Here is a 15911-nt window from a genome sequence, read left to right as displayed (position 1 = left end):
TCATGGCCCGTCGGCGTAGACCTCCGCAGCGATGCGGAACGCCGTGTTGGCGGCGGGCACCCCGCAGTACACCGCCGACTGCAGGATGACCTCGCGCACCTCGTCGACGGTGAGGCCATTGCGAAGCGCGGCCCGCAGGTGCATCGCCAGCTCCTCGTGATGGCCGAGCGCGATGAGAGCGGTCAGCACGGCCACCGAGCGGGCGCGGCGATCGAGCCCCGGGCGCGACCACACGTCCCCCCAGGCGACGCGGGTGATGAAGTCCTGGAAGTCCGCCGTCAGCGGAGTCGTCCCCGCGATCGCGCGGTCGACGTGGGCGTGTGAGAGCACCTCGCGGCGCACCGACATGCCCTGGTCGTATCGCTCCTGGTCGGTCAGTCCTTCGCCGTCAGGCCGGGTCATCCGATGTCCTCTCGATCTCGCTGATGAACTCGGCGACCACGGCCGCCGTGGCGGTCGGGTCGTCCGCGGGCGGCAGGTGGGCGGCGGTCGGGATGCCGGTGGCGCGGCCTCGCGCGACGCCGTCGGCGATCTCGCGGGCGAAGCTCTCGGGGGTGACCTGGTCGTGTCCGCCCCACACCGCCAGCACGGGAACGGTGATCTCTCCCAAACGGTCGCGCACGTCGTGGGCGGCGAGCGCTTCGCAGCAGCGGGCGTAACTCTCGGCGTCGGCGTCGCGCAGGGAATGCAGGAGCCGCCCGGTCAGGTCGGGTTTCTCGGCGATGGTGTCGGGGGCGAACCATCGTCCCGCCGAGGCGATGATGAGCGACGACGTCGACTGCTGCCGCACCTGTGCGGCACGCTCCTGCCATCCCTCGGCCGTGCCGATCCTGGCACCCGAGGCGATGACCGTTGCGGAGCGGACGAGGGACGGATGCCGCAGGGCCAGCTCCAACCCGACGGCGCCCCCGAGCGACACGCCCACGTAGTGGAACGGTTCCGCGATCTCCTCGGCGAGGGCGTCGGCGAGATCGGCGACGGAGAACGCGTCGGTCGCCGCCGGGGACACACCGTGACCGGGGAGGTCGAACGCGCGTACCCGGAACCGGTCCCGAAGGGCCGGAACGACCTGCTCCCACAGGATCGTCGAGGTGCCGAGCGAGTTGCCGAGCACCACGAGCGGGGCGCCTGCCGGGCCGCCGGCATCGGTGAGGGTGAGCACGGGGCGGGTCATCGGGCGTCCTCCGCGGCGTCGGGGGCGGGCGAGGCGGCGGCGACCGAGCGGTCGACGAAGGTGCCGGCGAGGCCGGTGTAGGCCGCGGGATCGAGGAGGTCCGCGACATCCGTTCCGTCGAGCTCGGGGAGGGCGCGAAGCAGAGCCGCGAGGTCGTCGCCGCGTGCGGCGGCAGCGACGATCTCGCGCACGCGCGTCGCGCCGACCAGGGGGGTGAGGATGATCGAGAGCCGCTCCGAGACGAGGAGGCCGCCGGTCGCGGCGAGGTTGTCCGCGACCGCGCCGGCGTCGACCCGCAGGCCGCCGGCCAGCCGCGCGGCGGTGGCGGCCGCGCCGAGGGCGAGCCGGAGGAGGTCGCGCAGCGTCGGCCACTCGGCGTGCCACGCGCCGTCGGGCCGCTCGTCGGCGGCGAGCGCGGCGGCCAGGTGCAGGGTCGCCCCCAGCTGCGGGGCACGCAGCGCCGCGGAGCGGATGAGGACGGATGCCGCGGGGTTCTGCTTCTGCGGCATGGCCGATGATCCGCCGCCGGCGCCCTCGGCGATCTCGCCGATCTCGGTGCGGCTGAGGGTGGCGGCGTCGGCGGCGATCTTGCCGGCCGCGTCGATCGCCTGCACGAGCGCATCGCCGAGCTCGGTGATCGGCCAGCGCTCGGTGTGCCAGGGGGCTGCCGGTGCGGCGAGGCCGAGCTCGGCGGAGTAGGCGTCGATGAGCGCGGTGGCGCCCGCGTCGGATCCCAGGTGTTCGGCGAAGGCGGCGGCCGTCCCGGCTGCGCCGCCGAGTTGGGCCGGAAGCGCAGCGCGCGCGTCGTCGAGCCTGGCCCGGGCGCGGTCGACCCCGCGGAGCCAGCCCGCGACGCGGGCACCGACCGTCGTCGGCACGGCGTGCTGGGTGAGCGTGCGGGCCGCGGCGACCTCGTCGCGGTGCGCGCGCGCGAGGTGCGCGAGGGCCCCAGAGGCCGCCGCGAGCGAAGCGAGGACCTCCGCCGCAGCGGCTCGCGCCACGAGGACCAGAGCGGTGTCGAGGATGTCCTGACTCGTCGCCCCGCGGTGGATCCACACCGCCGCCGAGGGTGAGACCCGCGACTTCAGGGCGCTGACGAGCGGGATGACGGGGTTGCCTCCGGCCACCGACGCGGCGACGAGATCACCGAGTGCGAGGTCGTGGCCGCGGCATCCGCTCTGCCCGTCCTGCCAGCCGAAGGTCGAGGCGACCTCGGTGACGGCGCTCTCGGGGGCGGCGCCCACCCGGGCGTAGGCGCGGGTGAGGGCGACCTCGGCCGTCACGAGGGCGTCGAGCACAGCGGCATCCGAGACCCGCGCGTCGTGACCGACGGTGACGGGACTGAGCAGACCGACGTCGATCGGGCCGAAGTCGTCAGGCGTGTCAGGCGGGGGCGTCGGGGAAGGCAAGGAACACGGTCTCCTTCTCCCCCTGCAGCCGGATGTCGTGGCGCAGATGGCCGTCGGGGGTGCGCGTTGCGATGAGCGTAGCGCGCTCGTCGGCGTCGAGTGAGGCCAGCAGCGGGTCGGCGGCGAGGAGCGACTCGTCGTCGGGCAGGTAGATGCGGGTGTGCAGCTTGTTCGGCAGGCCCCGGGCATAGACGATCACCGCGAAGAACGGGGCCTTGCCGGCCTCGGCCCCCGGATTGCGGGTCCAGAACTCGTAGTGGCCGTCGTCGGTCGTGCCCGAGCGGCCGTACCCGGTGAAGGTGTGGCCGTCGCGGCGGAGCGCGCCGCGGGCGCGCGAGACGGTGCCGTCGCTGTCGGCCGACCAGATCTCCACGAGCGCGTCGGGGATCGGCGCACCCGCGCCGTCGGTGACGGTGCCCGACAGCACGACCGCCCCCGGCGAGTGCGGGAAGGCGACCTGATGCATCGCGTCGTAGGTCACGCCGTAGTGGAAGAACGGGCCGACCGTCTGGCCGGCTGACGGGGTGAGGGTCTTCGGACCGGTGGGGCGGGGCATCAGTGCTCTTCCTCGGGCTCGAACCAGGTGGCGTCGGGGCCGTCCACGACGATGTCGAACCGGTAGCCCATCGAGAACTCCGGCACGGTGAGGTCGTGGTCGTAGATGCTGATCAGGGCATCGCGATCGCGCTGGCGGCGGATGGTGTTGTAGATCGGGTCGAGGGCGAACAGCGGGTCGCCGGGGAAGTACATCTGGGTGACGATGCGCTGCGTGAAGGCGCTCCCGAACACCGAGAAGTGGATGTGCGCCGGACGCCAGGCGTTGGTGTGGTTCTTCCACGGGTAGGGCCCCGGCTTGATCGTGGTGAAGAGGTACTCGCCCCGATCGTCGGTCACCGTGCGCCCGGCACCGGTGAAGTTCGGGTCGAGCGGAGCGGGGTGCTGGTCGCGCTGGTGGATGTAGCGACCGGCGGCGTTGGCCTGCCAGATCTCGATCAGCTGATTGGGGATCGGGCGACCCCACGAGTCCAGCAGGCGACCGCGGACGGTGATGCGCTCACCCATCGGCTCACCGGAGTGCTGCAGCGTGAGGTCGGACTCGATCGCAGCGACGTCGCGCTGACCGAAGGCCGGGGAGAGGGCTCGATCGTCTCGGGGTCGACGAGCTTGGGATTCTTCGTCGGGTGCCGCAGGATGCTCGAGCGGTAGGGCGGGAAGTCCCACATCGTGGCGGGGAGGGTCTCGCCCGCGGCCTCGCGCCGGTCGTACTCGGCGTGGAGATCGCGGATCTCCTGGGTGATCTCGGCCTGGCTCACCTGCACCGGGGTCGCGAGCAGCGACTCGGGGGCTGCGGCGTCGGCCGCGGCGGCGGGTGGCGTGGGCGCCTGGTCCGCGAGTGTCATCGGCGGTCTCCTTCGACGGGTCCGGGTGCGTCCAGGGTGACACCGCGCGGTCGCGGACCCCGGCCGCTGTCTCACTCAGTGGGAGCAGGGCGAGCGCTGCCCGCGCCTCGCCCGCACCCTCACTCACCCTCACCCTCACCTCACGCGCGCTCACCCTCACCCCTCACACCCCGGCCCTCCGCACACGGGAGGAGGTTCGCCGCAGGGAGGCGGTTCGCGCGCGCCTTGGCCTCCGCCATGCCGATCTCCTCCGCTGTGCCGGGCGGGGAGACCTCAGCGCAGGTCGTCGGCCAGCTCGCGCGCGGTCTGGATCACCAGGGGGCCGAGACGGCGCTCATCGGCCCGCTCGAGGTGTACGACGAGTCCGATCGCCGCGGGCGGCAGCCCGTCGATGCGCGGCAGGGGAGCTGCGACCGACACGTTTCCGAGCGTCATCTCCTCGCGCGTCGTGGCGAAGCCCCGCGCGCGAGCGCGGGACACGTCGGCGCGCAGCGCGTTCTCGTCGGTGAGCGAGTGGACGGTCTCGCGCTCGAGCGGAGCGGTGAAGTACTGCGCCAGCCACGCACCATCCCTCGTCATCAGCAGCGCCTTGCCGACACCGGTGGTGTGCAGCGGCCCGCGGCCGCCCATGCGGCTGAGGGTCGGGATCGAGTGCCGCCCGGTGACCCGGCCGACGTAGAGCGCCGCCGAGCCCGCCGGGCTCGGGCCGTCGAGGACGGCGAGATGCACATTCTCGCCGGTGGCCTCGTAGAGGCGCAGCATGTGCGGGAGCGCGGTCTCGCGCAGCCTCAGGGCGAGGGGGGAAAGCTCGCCGAGCTCCCAGAGCCGCGGGCCGATCGCATAGCGGCGGTCGGGGAGCCGCACGAGAAGGCCCTGATCGATCAGACGGGCGAGCAGCCGGTGCAGGGTGGACGACGACAGGGCGGCGCGGGCCCCGAGCTCGGCGGCCGTGAGCGCCGGCTCGTCCTCGGTGAACGCCCCGAGGACGCGCAGCGCGCGATCGAGGAGACCCTCCCCCGAGGGGGCTCGGTCGTCCCGCTGTTCGGCAGCTTCGCGCACCCATCCGACATTACGGTCCCCGCAACCGCTCCTGCACAGGCGCCCCGGCGAGGCGAGCTGTCCCCAGATCCGTCGAGGGGCCTCATCCGCACCGCGCGCTCGGCCAGCGTGGGGGCATGACGACGATGGATCCCCGACTCGGTCCCGACAGCAGGCTCAGCCGCGACCGCGCACTCCGCCATGACAGCGATCTGGAGGAGGTGCTCGAACTGCTCCTGGACCGGGCGCTGAACCCCCGGCAGGTGTGGCTGCTCTTCCTCGACGCCGACCAGCGTCTCACGGGCCCCGTCATGCCGTGCGACGACTACCCGCTCGATCCGTTCGGGCTCGAGGTGACCGATGACCTCGGGCCCCTGCCGTGCGCTGAGATCCTCGCGGCCTGGATCGGCGGTCTGCTCGCGGCGATCGGCGCGGCCCAGGCGGTGATCGTGTGGGAGCGACGCGGATCGCGCGAATTCACCGAGGATGAACGGACGTGGGCGGGGGCGATGGCGGTCGAGTGCGGCGCCGAAGGCGTGCACCTCCGGGCGCAGTTCGTGCTCCACGACGACGGCATCCGGCAGCTGACCGCCGACGACCACCTGGGGCGGTGGTCGGTCGCGTGAGATGGTGTCACCATGGCCAACTCGCCCTCCGGCGACTCGGGTCTGGACCGCCTGGTACGGGTGCTCGAGACCTTCGACGCCGATCGGACGCTGCAGACGGCGTCCGAGATCGGTCGCCGCGCGGGTCTTCCGCCCTCGACCGCGCACCGCCTCGTCGGCGACCTCGTCGCCGCCGGGCTTCTCGAGCGCGATGAGGATCATCGGGTGCGCCTGGGCCTGCGGCTGTGGGAGCTCGCCGAACGCGGATCGCTCGCCCTGCGCCTCCGCCAGGCCGCCCTGCCGTTCATGGAGCGGGTGCAGGCGCGGGTGCGAGAGCACACCCAGCTCGCCGTTCTGGAGCAGGGCGAGGCGCTGTTCCTCGAACGCCTGAGCCACCCGCAGGCCGGAGCGAACATCACCCGCGTCGCGGGGCGGTTGCCGCTCCACGCCTCCTCCTCGGGACTGGTGCTCCTCGCCTTCGCCCATCAGACGGTGCAGGAGCACGTGCTGTCGGGCCCCCTGGCTGCTGTGGCTCCCGAGACGGTGACGGATGCCGCGAAGCTCCGGCGCCTCCTCGCCCGGATCCGCCGCGAGCGCTTCGTCGTCGCCGCCGGCACGGTCGAGACGGTGTCGACCGGGGTGGCGGTGCCGGTCCGCGAGGGCCGGACGGGCCCCGTGGTCGCGGCGCTCTCGGTCGTCCTCCCCCGCGACGCGCCGACCGCCGGGGCACTCGACGAGCTGCGGTCCGCCGCAGCGGGCGTGGAGCAGGCACTCCGACCAGGTTCTCATTGAACGAGAAAGAGTGGATGCTGCGCGGCTGAGGCCCGGCACACTGGTCGCACCGGCGCCGAGCGCCGCGCACCGACATCCGTCGCCGCGCACCGACTTCCGTCGAAGGAGACGTCATGACCCGCATCCGCACCCGCGTCGCGATCGTGGGCGCCGGCCCCGCCGGCCTGCTGCTGTCGCACCTGCTCGCCAAGTCCGGCATCGAATCCATCGTGATCGACCAGCGCACCCGCGAGGAGATCGAGACGACGATCCGTGCGGGGATCCTCGAGCAGGGCACCGTCGACATCCTCGAATCCAGCGGCGCCTCCTCCCGCGTGCGCACCGTCGGGAACCGCCACGAGGGCATCGAGCTGCGCTTCGAGGGCGAGGGGCACCGCATCGACTTCCCGTCGGCGACCGGCCGTGCGGTCTGGCTGTACCCGCAGCACGAGGTGCTCAAAGACCTCGTCGCGGTGCGCCTCGCCGAGGGGCAGGACCTGCGCCTGGGGGTCACGGCCGAGCGGGTGGAAGACGCCGAGACGGATCATCCGCGGGTCATCGCCGTCGATGCCGACGGTCAGCCGCTCGAGATCGAGGCCGACTTCGTGGTGGGCTCCGACGGCTCCCGCAGCGTGGTGCGTCCTGCGGTCACGGGATCGGCGACCGGCGGCTACTTCCGCGAGTACCCGTTCGCGTGGTTCGGGATCCTCTGCGAGGCGCCGCCGAGCTCGGAGGAGCTGATCTACTCCAACTCCGCCGACGGCTTCGCCCTGATCAGCCAGCGGAACGCCACCGTGCAGCGGATGTACTTCCAGTGCGACCCCGAGGTCGATCCCGCCTCGTACAGCGAGGAGCAGCTCTGGCACGAGCTGCAGGTGCGGGTTCCGGGGACGACCCTGAACCAGGGGCCGATCTTCCAGCGCGACGTGCTGCGGTTCCGAAGCTTCGTCGCCCACGAACTGCTGCGCGGCCGGGTCGCCCTCATCGGCGACGCCGCCCACACTGTGCCGCCCACCGGCGCGAAGGGCATGAACCTCGCGATCGCCGACGTGATCGTCCTCGAGCGGGCGCTGCGCGCCCTGCTGCTCGAGAACGACGCCCGGCTCATCGAGGCCTTCCCCGAGACGGCACTCGCCCGCATCTGGAAGGCTCAGCACTTCTCCTGGTGGATGACGAGCATGCTCCACGTGGCGCCCGACGCCACCGACTTCGACCGGCGACGGCAGATCGGCGAGCTGCGCTCGGTGGTGGAATCCGAGGCGGGGAAGACCTACCTGGCGGAGGCCTACACCGGCTGGCCGCTCCCGCAGGCGGGCTGAGGCCCCTCCGCGGCATCCGGCTCAACCACAGCCGGCCGGGCAGGCTCACCAGCGGTCGCGGGCCTCGCGCACCCCGATCCTCGCGCCCACGGCTCCGGTGACGAGGAGCACCACGACCGCCCCGAGCAGGAGCAGAAGCGCCGGGGTCCAGTCACCGGTCGCATCGTGCACGCCTCCCAGCAGCGGAGGTGCGAGAGCGCCCGCGGCGTACCCGATCCCCTGCACCGTCCCCGACCGCCCTGCGACCACCCGCTCGTCACCTCCGAAGCCGTTCAGCATGATGAAGACCCAGGTGATCCCCGCGCCCTGGGCGAGACCTCCGACGAGGCACCACGCGAGCCATCCGTCCGGCGCCAGCAGGAACCCCAGGGGTATGGCGAGCCATCCCGCGCCGATGATGACGGCCGCGGGTGCGGCCGAGAAGCGTCGGGTGAGGACGGGCGTCAGCAGGGCGCCGGCGACGCCCATCACCTGGAAGATCGCCGCGACCGCCCCGGCCTGCACCGCCGGCATCCCGCCGTCGATGAGGAGCGAGGGCAGCCACGCGGTGGTTCCGTAGAAGGCGAACGCCTGGCCGGCGAAGGCGAGGGCGAGCAGCCACGTGCTGAGCGTCAGGGCCGCGGCACGCCCCCGCCCATCGGGGCGCCCGGCAGCCCCGGTCGTCACCGGCTCGGGGGCGGCCCGCACAGCCTCGCCGCGGCGGATGCCGACCCAGACGACGAGTGCGGCGAGCCCGAAACCGCCCCAGACCGCGATCGCGACCCGCCAGTCGGTGACGGCGGCGATCGGTGCGGTCGCCAGGGTGACCGTCATCGTGCCGACGTTCATGGCCGAGGTGAACAGGCTCGTGATCCACGGCACCCGCTCCGGCGGGAACTCCCGCTTGATGATGAGCGGCACGACGACGTTGCCGACGGTGAGGAAGACCCCCAGCAGGGCCGTTCCGAGGATGACCGCGGGAAGGCCGCCCGCGGAGCGCACGATCGACGCGATGACCGCTCCCGCGAGGGCGAGGCTGAGCGCGGCGTCGGGCCCGAGTCGTCGGATCGCCATGACGGCGAGCGGCGCGCAGACCGCGAAGGCCAGGACGGGGATGCTGGTGAGGAGCCCGACGACGCCCGCCGAGACGTCGAGGTCGGCCTGGATGTCACGCGCCACCGGCGCCACCGCCACGATCGGCGAGCGCAGCACCGCCGCGGTGAGCACGATCGTGAGCGCGACGCCCCACAGCGAGGTCGCGGTCGAGCGGGGCGGTCGGACGGACATCCCGCCCAGGCTAGTGCGCGATCAAGGGCACCCGACCCCACCTGCACCCTCCCGGTCCCGGTGAGTGAGCGGCGGGTCCGACCGGGCGCAGGGCTCGGCTAGGTTCGGTGCTCATGACCTCACCGGCGCGGACAACGGGGCGCACGGCATCGCGCACGACGGCGCGCACCGTCATCCTGGTCCTCGCGGTGTGCCTGGTCGCAGCCAACATGCGCCCGACGATCACCGCGCTCGGCCCGGTGCTCGACGAGATCGGCGCTGACACCGGTCTCTCGCTCGCCGTGCTGGGCGTTCTCGCCGCCGTTCCGCTCGCCGCCTGGGCGCTCTTCTCCCCCCTCGCGCACGAGGTGGCGCGCCGCTTCGGCCTCGGCGGCGCGATCCTCGGGGCACTCGTGCTGCTGCTCGTCGGCGCCGTCGTCCGCTCGCTCCCGGGTCCCATCGCGCTGCTGTGGATCGGAACGGCCCTCATCGGCATGGCGCTCGCCGTGGTCAACGTCCTCATGCCCGCGGTGGTCAAGCGCGACTTCCCCGCCCGCGTTCCGCTGATGATGGCGGTCTACACCGCCCTCCTCGGCGGCTTCGGCGCCCTCGCGTCGGGGGTGGTCGTACCGCTCTCGCACCTGTCGACCGCCGGCGGCGAGCTCGGCTGGCGCTGGGCGCTGGTCCTCGTCGGCGGCGTGCTCATCCCCCCGGCTATCGCGGGATGGGCCGCGGCATCGCGCCGGAAGAGAGCGGATGCCACGGCGCGGCCGCCCCGGCGGAGCACCGGGATCTGGCGCGACCGCGTGGCCTGGCTCGTCGCGGCCTACATGGGATTGCAGTCGGCGATGTTCTACATGAGCGTCACCTGGTTCGCCGCGATCTCGGTCTCGACGGGGCGGAGCGAAGTCGCAGCGGGCGTCGACGTGATGCTCTACCAGCTCTTCGCCACCGCGGGCGCCCTGGTGCTGCCGCTGCTCCTGCGCGGCCGATTCGAGCGCTGGGCCCCGGCCTCCGTCCCGGTGCTCGCGGTGGTCGGTACCGTCGGGCTCATGGCCGCGCCCGGCCTCATCACCGGCTGGGTGGTGCTCATCGGACTGTCGTCGGGGGCGTCGCTCGGCATGTCGCTGACGCTCATGGCGGAGCGCGCCCGCGACCACGTCGCCTCGTCGGCACTGTCGGGGATGGCGCAGTCTGTCGGCTACCTCGTCGCGGCGGCCGGACCGATCGTCTTCGGCGCACTGTACTCCGCGACCGGGTCGTGGCTGTGGCCGCTCGGCCTGCTGCTCGTCGTCCTCCTCGGTCAGAGCGCGGTGGGCGTCTTCGCGGGACGCCCGCGATACGTGCTGGAGTGACCCCCTGCGCATATCGTTGGGAAACTCAACGATTCGGCGCTACGATCGGCGGCATGCCGACAAAGGACGACGCCATCGCGACAGCCGGGCTCGCGGCGTCCGTCCTCGGCGACGACCTCAGCTTCCTTCTCGCGCGCGCCAACGCCCTGTCGCTGAGCGCCGGCAACGCCGCCCTCGCCGCGCACGATCTGAAGGCCCGCTCATACGCCGTGCTGGTCGCGGCCTGCGCCACTCCGCCGCCGTCGCAGCGCGAGCTCGCGGACTTCCTGCGCCTGGATCCCAGCCAGGTCGTGGCACTGATCGACCAGCTCGAGAAGCGGGGCCTCGTCGAACGCCGCGCCGACCCCAACGACAGGCGCGCGAACGCCGTGGTCGCCACCGCCGCCGGGCAGGAGCTCGCCCGCGACGCGCAGCAGACGGCGCGCCGCGCGGAGGAAGCGGTGCACGGCGACCTCGACGCCGACGAGCGCCGCACGCTCATGGCGCTCCTGCGCCGCCTCGCCTTCGCCTCCTGACGGCACACGCACTCCCCACTCGACCCGCGGCACTGGCGAACCATGCCGTCGATGTGCACAGTGGTGCTGAGCGGCCTTCGCCACGCTCGAGGAGGACCCGATGCACACCACCGTCTTCGAACGCCGACCACCGGCGGCCTCGGTGATCGATCACGCGCTCGGCGCGACCCGCCACAGCGTGTTCTGGCTCGACGACATCACCCCGCCCTCCTATCCGCGTCTGGTCGGCACGCACCTCGCCGACCTCGTCGTGGTCGGAGCAGGGTACGCGGGGCTCTGGACAGCGCTCCGCGCGAAGGAGCGCGACCCCGGGCGACGCGTCGTCGTCGTCGAGGCCCGCACCGTCGGCTGGGCGGCCTCCGGCCGCAACGGCGGCTTCTGCGAGGCGAGCCTGACCCACGGCCATGACAACGGCGCCGCCCGCTGGTCCGACGAGATCGACCGCCTCGACGAACTGGGTCGCGAGAACCTCGATGCGATCGGCGACACCGTCGCCCGCTACGCCATGGACGCCGAGTTCGAGCGCACCGGCACGCTGTCGGTGGCCGTCGAACCCCATCAGATCGAATGGCTGGCCGAGGAGGAGGGATTCCTGGATGCCGCGGCCACCCGCGCCCTCGTCGACTCGCCCACCTATCTCGCCGGCGCCTGGGAGCGCGACGAGACCGCGCTCGTCCACCCTGCCAAGCTCGCCGCCGAGGCTCGCACGGGTGGCGACCGAGGCAGGAGTGGAGATCTTCGAGCACTCCCGCGTGGTCGGCATCGACTCCGAGGCGGGGCGCCGGCCGATCGTCCGCACCGCCGACGGCGCCGTCCGGGCCGCCGGAGTGGCGCTCGCGACGAACGTCTTCCCGTCGCTGCTGACCCGCACTCGGCTCTACACGGTGCCGGTCTACGACTACGTGCTCATGACCGAGCCGCTCACCGCGGAGCAGAAGGCCGCGATCGGGTGGGAGGGACGCCAGGGCATCGCCGACCTGGCCAACCAGTTCCACTATTACCGACTCACCCGCGACGACCGCATCCTCTTCGGCGGGTACGACGCGATCTACCACTACGGCCGGAAGGTGCGCCCGGCCTATGAGGAACGGCCGTCGAGCTACCGCAGCCTCGCGTCGCACTTCTTCACCACCTTCCCGCAGCTCGAAGGGCTCCGCTTCTCGCACCGGTGGTCGGGCCCCATCGACACCTGCTCGCGGTTCTGCGCCTTCTACGGCGTCGCCCGGGGCGGCACCGTCGCCTATGCCGCCGGCTTCACAGGACTCGGGGTCGGCGCCACGCGGTTCGCCGCCGACGTCATGCTGGACCTCCTCGCCGGATCGCCCACCGAGCGCACCGAGCTGAAGATGGTCAGGGACAAGCCCATCCCCTTCCCGCCCGAGCCGGCGGCTGCCCTCGGCGTCACCCTCACCAAGTGGTCGCTCGACCGCGCCGACCACAACCAGGGGCGTCGGAACCTGCTCCTGCGCGCGCTCGATGCGGTCGGGATGGGATTCGACTCCTGACAGCGCACCCGCAACGCTGAATAGTTGACAACTTCAATCATCGTCCGATTCAATGGGTGATGACCGAAGGAGCAGTCATGTCACTCGAAGGCAAAGTCGCCATCGTCACCGGTTCGGGCCGCGGCCTGGGCCTGGCCTACGCGCAGGAACTCGCACGACAGGGCGCCTCGGTCGTCATCAACGACGTCGACGCCGCCACCGCCGACGCGGCCGTGAAGACGATCACCGATGCCGGGGGCTCCGCTGTCGCCGTCGTCGCCCCGGTCGGCCCGACCGAGACCGCCGAGCAGCTCGTGCAGACGGCCGTCGACACGTTCGGGCGCCTCGACATCCTCGTCACCAACGCCGGAGTCCTCCGCGACACCGTGCTGTGGAAGATGAGCGACGACGACTTCGACACCGTCATCAACGTGCACCTGCGCGGCACCTTCACCTGCGTCCGCGCCGCGGCTGCCTACATGAGGGCGAATGAGATCGCGGGGCGCATCATCTGCATCGGCTCGCCCACCGGTCAGCGCGGCAACTTCGGGCAGACCAACTACGCCGCCGCCAAGGCCGGCATCGTGGGGATGGTCCGCACCTGGGCGCTGGAGCTGAAGAAGGCCGGCATCACCACCAACGCGGTGATCCCGGTGGCGGCGACCGCGATGACGGCGACCGTTCCCTACTTCGCCGCCGCCGTCGAGGCCGAGGAGAAGGGCGAGGCGATGCCCGCCTTCTTCCGCCACGACCTCGGGTTCGGCACCTCCGACGACGTCGCCGGGCTCATCGCCTTCCTCGCCTCCGACGCCGCCGCGAGCGTCTCGGGCCAGGCGATCGGCATCGGCGGCGACCGCCTGCAGCTGTGGTCGCATCCCGAGGCCGTCGCGACGGCCTACCGAGAGGGGGGCTGGACCTACGACGCCCTCGTCGAGGGCTTCAGCGAGGCCGTCGGCGACCTGCAGACGGTCGGCGAGAAATTCCCGCCCCTCCCCGAGGATCTGCAGCGCTGACCGGCGCGATGACCCTGAGGCGCCCATGACCCGCTACGAGCCCGCGATCGACGTCGACGCGATCACCGCCGTCGACGTCCATGTGCACATCGAGGTCGACGGGCACGGACACCACTCCCTTCCCGACGACCTCGTCGCCGCGGCATCCCGGTACTTCGCCGCCGACGGCCCCCGCCCCGACCTCGACTCCGTGGCGGACTACTACCGCGAACGGAGGATGGCTGCGGTGGTCTTCACCGTCGACGCCGAGCACACGCTCGGCCATCCGCCGATCTCCAGCGCCGAGGTCGCGGAGGGCGCCGCCCGTCACAATGACGTCCTCATCCCCTTCGGCTCGGTCGATCCGCACCGCGACGACGCCGCCGACCGCATGCGCGCCCTCATCGAGGACGCAGGGGTGCGCGGGTTCAAGTTCCATCCCACGGTGCAGGGCTTCGACCCGTCGGACGAGCGCTGGCACCCGCTGTACGCGATCCTTCAGCAGGCCGGGGTCGTCGCCCTCTTCCACACCGGCCAGACCGGCATCGGGGCGGGTCTGCCGGGCGGGCGCGGCATGCGGCTGGGCCTGTCGAACCCCATGCTCCTCGACCCCGTCGCCGCCGACTTCCCCGAGCTGCAGATCATCATGGCCCACCCCTCCGTGCCCTGGCAGGACGAAGCGCTGTCGGTGGCGACCCACAAGCACAACACCTGGATCGACCTGTCGGGGTGGAGCCCGAAGTACTTCCCCGAGTCGCTTGTGAGGGCGGCGAACTCCTACCTGAAGAAGCGGGTGCTGTTCGGCTCGGACTTCCCCCTCCTCACTCCCGACCGCTGGCAGCGCGACGCCGCCGAGACCACGCTGAAGCCCGAGGTGATGCCCGGCATCCTGAAGGACAACGCCGTGCGGCTCCTCGGCCTCGGACGCTGACAATGCCCGCGCTCGAAGCGGACGAGGTGTTCGGGTTCGACCCGTACGCGATCGCCGCGCGGCACCTGAGCCCGGCCGCGCGCGACGCGCTCGCGCGCCTGCAGGCGACTCTCGATCGCGAGGTGCGCCCCCTCCTCGCCGACGCCTGGGAACGGGCGGTGATGCCCGAGGCGATCCTCGAGGCGCTGATCCCGCTCGACCTCATGCAGCCGTCGGGGATGGATGCCGCGGAGGCGCGCTCGACGATGTTCTCCGGCTTCCGCAACTACGTCCTGGCCCGCACCGACGTCTCGGTGGCGACCCTGTACAACGCCCAGTCGGGCCTCTTCCGCTCAGCCGTGGCGCTCGGCGGCTCCCCCGAGCAGGCGGCCGAGCTCGATCCGCGCGTGCGGAGCTTCGACGTCACCGGCGTCTTCGCCCTCACCGAGCCCGACCACGGCTCCGACGTCGCCGGCGGCCTCGCGACCACCGCGCGCCGGGACGGCGACGTCTGGGTGATCGACGGCGCGAAGACCTGGATCGGCGGCGCCGCGGCATCCGATGTCCTGGTGGTCTTCGCCCGCGACGTCGCCGACGCCGCCGTCAAAGCCTTCCTCGTGCCGACCGATGCCCCGGGGGTCAGCATGGCGGCGATCACCGGCAAGGTCTCGCTTCGGCCGATGCAGAACGCCCTCATCGCGCTCGACGGCGTGCGGGTGGGAGAGAGCGATCGCCTGCAGCGGGTCGACGGCTGGCGCGACGTCTCGCGGATCCTCCGGACCATGAGATCGGATGTCGCCTGGATCGCCGCGGGTCTGCAGGCCGGCGTGCTCGATGCGGCCGTGCGCTACGCGCGTGAGCGGCGCCAGTTCGATCGGACGCTCGGCGGGTTCCAGCTCGTGCAGGAGAAGCTCGCCCGCATGCTCGGCAACGCCGTCGCCTCCCTCTCCCTCGTCGTGGAGCTGTCGCTCCACCAGGACGCCTCGGGCACCTTCGCCGACGAGAACTCGGCGCTGGCGAAGATGCAGACCTCGCGCCTCGCACGGGAGACCGCCGCCCTCGGCCGCGAGGTGCTCGGCGGCAACGGCATCCTGCTCGCGCACGACGTCGCGCGGTTCTTCGCCGATGCCGAGGCCGTGTACTCGTACGAGGGCACGCACGAGATCAACGCCCTCATCGTCGGGCGCGCGCTCACCGGCGCCTCGGCCTTCACCTGATCCATCCACCGAAGGAGACATCCCATGACCACCACCGTCAGCTACGACGACGTCGCCGGCCTCGCCGGCACCGACCTCGGCTACACCGACTGGCTCGAGGTCACCCAGGACCGGGTGAACCTCTTCGCCGACGCCACCGACGACCACCAGTGGATCCACGTCGACCCCGCCCGCGCCACCGAGGGTCCGTTCGGCGCCCCGATCGCGCACGGCTTCCTCTCGCTGTCGCTGACGGTGAAGTTCTGGTCGGAGCTGTTCGACGTCACCGGCGTCAGCACCCGCGTCAACTACGGCCTGGACAAGGTGCGCTTCGTCTCGCCGGTGAAAGTCGGCGCGCGCGTGCGCATGACGGCCGTCATCGCCGAGGTCACCGAGGTCAAGGGCGGATACCAGTTCGCCGTCGACCAGACGATCGAGATCGAGGGTGCCGAGAAGCCCGCCGTGGTCGCCCGGGGCCTGTACCGCTTCTACGCCTGA

General features: G+C 72.3%; 15 protein-coding genes and 2 pseudogenes. 10 read left to right on the top strand and 7 right to left on the bottom strand.

The window, feature by feature from the left end; all coding sequences use genetic code 11:
- The 6 genes and pseudogenes from pcaC to QSU92_RS10615 form a co-directional block, all read right to left on the bottom strand.
- Nucleotides 1-402 (bottom strand): 4-carboxymuconolactone decarboxylase, encoded by a 402-nt coding sequence (gene pcaC / locus QSU92_RS10640; RefSeq protein ID WP_289261625.1) that lies wholly within the window; start codon nucleotides 400-402, stop codon nucleotides 1-3.
- Nucleotides 389-1174 carry an alpha/beta fold hydrolase gene (locus tag QSU92_RS10635; protein ID WP_289261623.1) on the bottom strand — a complete coding sequence of 262 codons (786 nt, stop codon included), beginning with the start codon at nucleotides 1172-1174 and terminating at the stop codon, nucleotides 389-391. Before QSU92_RS10635 ends, pcaC begins: the two co-directional genes overlap by 14 nt.
- Nucleotides 1171-2583: a lyase family protein gene (locus QSU92_RS10630; protein ID WP_289261621.1), complete on the bottom strand. Its 1413-nt coding sequence runs from the start codon at nucleotides 2581-2583 to the stop codon at nucleotides 1171-1173. Before QSU92_RS10630 ends, QSU92_RS10635 begins: the two co-directional genes overlap by 4 nt.
- Nucleotides 2558-3139: a protocatechuate 3,4-dioxygenase subunit alpha gene (gene pcaG, locus QSU92_RS10625; protein WP_289261619.1), complete on the bottom strand. Its 582-nt coding sequence runs from the start codon at nucleotides 3137-3139 to the stop codon at nucleotides 2558-2560. The genes QSU92_RS10630 and pcaG overlap by 26 nt, the downstream gene beginning before the upstream one ends.
- Nucleotides 3139-3983: pseudogene (pcaH, locus tag QSU92_RS10620) on the bottom strand (protocatechuate 3,4-dioxygenase subunit beta). The gene pcaG and the pseudogene pcaH overlap by 1 nt, the downstream one beginning before the upstream one ends.
- 273 nt (nucleotides 3984-4256) lie before the next feature.
- Entirely contained in the window at nucleotides 4257-5042 is a 786-nt protein-coding gene (locus QSU92_RS10615) for an IclR family transcriptional regulator (protein WP_289261617.1), read from the bottom strand.
- Between the two features lie 116 nt (nucleotides 5043-5158).
- Here QSU92_RS10615 and QSU92_RS10610 point away from each other — a divergent pair, with 116 nt between their 5' ends.
- The 3 genes from QSU92_RS10610 to QSU92_RS10600 all read left to right on the top strand — a co-directional run bounded on the left by QSU92_RS10610 (nucleotide 5159) and on the right by QSU92_RS10600 (nucleotide 7716).
- Nucleotides 5159-5647, top strand: coding sequence for a hypothetical protein (locus QSU92_RS10610; protein WP_289261616.1), 489 nt, complete (start codon nucleotides 5159-5161; stop codon nucleotides 5645-5647).
- Between the two features lie 12 nt (nucleotides 5648-5659).
- Nucleotides 5660-6418 carry an IclR family transcriptional regulator gene (locus QSU92_RS10605; RefSeq protein WP_289261614.1) on the top strand — a complete coding sequence of 253 codons (759 nt, stop codon included), beginning with the start codon at nucleotides 5660-5662 and terminating at the stop codon, nucleotides 6416-6418.
- A 113-nt stretch (nucleotides 6419-6531) separates the two neighbouring features.
- Nucleotides 6532-7716, top strand: coding sequence for a 4-hydroxybenzoate 3-monooxygenase (locus QSU92_RS10600; RefSeq protein WP_289261612.1), 1185 nt, complete (start codon nucleotides 6532-6534; stop codon nucleotides 7714-7716).
- Between the two features lie 45 nt (nucleotides 7717-7761).
- On the opposite strand, the gene QSU92_RS10595 is transcribed toward QSU92_RS10600, so the two are convergent.
- The gene (locus tag QSU92_RS10595; protein ID WP_289261610.1) at nucleotides 7762-8982 is read right to left on the bottom strand and encodes an MFS transporter; all 1221 of its coding nucleotides are present in this window, start codon (nucleotides 8980-8982) and stop codon (nucleotides 7762-7764) included.
- Nucleotides 8983-9095: 113 nt separating this feature from the next.
- On the opposite strand from QSU92_RS10595, the gene QSU92_RS10590 reads away from it, so the two are divergent.
- The 7 genes and pseudogenes from QSU92_RS10590 to QSU92_RS10560 all read left to right on the top strand — a co-directional run bounded on the left by QSU92_RS10590 (nucleotide 9096) and on the right by QSU92_RS10560 (nucleotide 15911).
- Nucleotides 9096-10316: an MFS transporter gene (locus QSU92_RS10590; RefSeq protein WP_289261608.1), complete on the top strand. Its 1221-nt coding sequence runs from the start codon at nucleotides 9096-9098 to the stop codon at nucleotides 10314-10316.
- 53 nt (nucleotides 10317-10369) lie between these two features.
- Nucleotides 10370-10831: a MarR family winged helix-turn-helix transcriptional regulator gene (locus QSU92_RS10585; protein ID WP_289261606.1), complete on the top strand. Its 462-nt coding sequence runs from the start codon at nucleotides 10370-10372 to the stop codon at nucleotides 10829-10831.
- Between the two features lie 100 nt (nucleotides 10832-10931).
- Nucleotides 10932-12336: pseudogene (locus QSU92_RS10580) on the top strand (NAD(P)/FAD-dependent oxidoreductase).
- Nucleotides 12337-12413: 77 nt separating this feature from the next.
- Complete coding sequence (locus QSU92_RS10575; protein ID WP_289261604.1) at nucleotides 12414-13328, top strand: SDR family oxidoreductase; 915 nt, start codon at nucleotides 12414-12416, stop codon at nucleotides 13326-13328.
- A gap of 25 nt (nucleotides 13329-13353) precedes the next feature.
- On the top strand, nucleotides 13354-14238 hold the full coding sequence (locus QSU92_RS10570; RefSeq protein WP_289261602.1) for an amidohydrolase family protein: 885 nt from the start codon (nucleotides 13354-13356) through the stop codon (nucleotides 14236-14238).
- Between the two features lie 2 nt (nucleotides 14239-14240).
- The gene (locus QSU92_RS10565; protein WP_289261600.1) at nucleotides 14241-15434 is read left to right on the top strand and encodes an acyl-CoA dehydrogenase family protein; all 1194 of its coding nucleotides are present in this window, start codon (nucleotides 14241-14243) and stop codon (nucleotides 15432-15434) included.
- Between the two features lie 24 nt (nucleotides 15435-15458).
- Nucleotides 15459-15911, top strand: coding sequence for a MaoC family dehydratase (locus QSU92_RS10560; RefSeq protein ID WP_289261599.1), 453 nt, complete (start codon nucleotides 15459-15461; stop codon nucleotides 15909-15911).

The organism is Microbacterium sp. ET2, from assembly GCF_030347395.1.
GTDB classification, from domain to species: Bacteria; Actinomycetota; Actinomycetes; order Actinomycetales; family Microbacteriaceae; genus Microbacterium; species Microbacterium albipurpureum.
The sequence above is the reverse complement of the archived record's forward strand: the minus strand, read 5'-3'. Positions and strand labels throughout refer to the sequence as shown.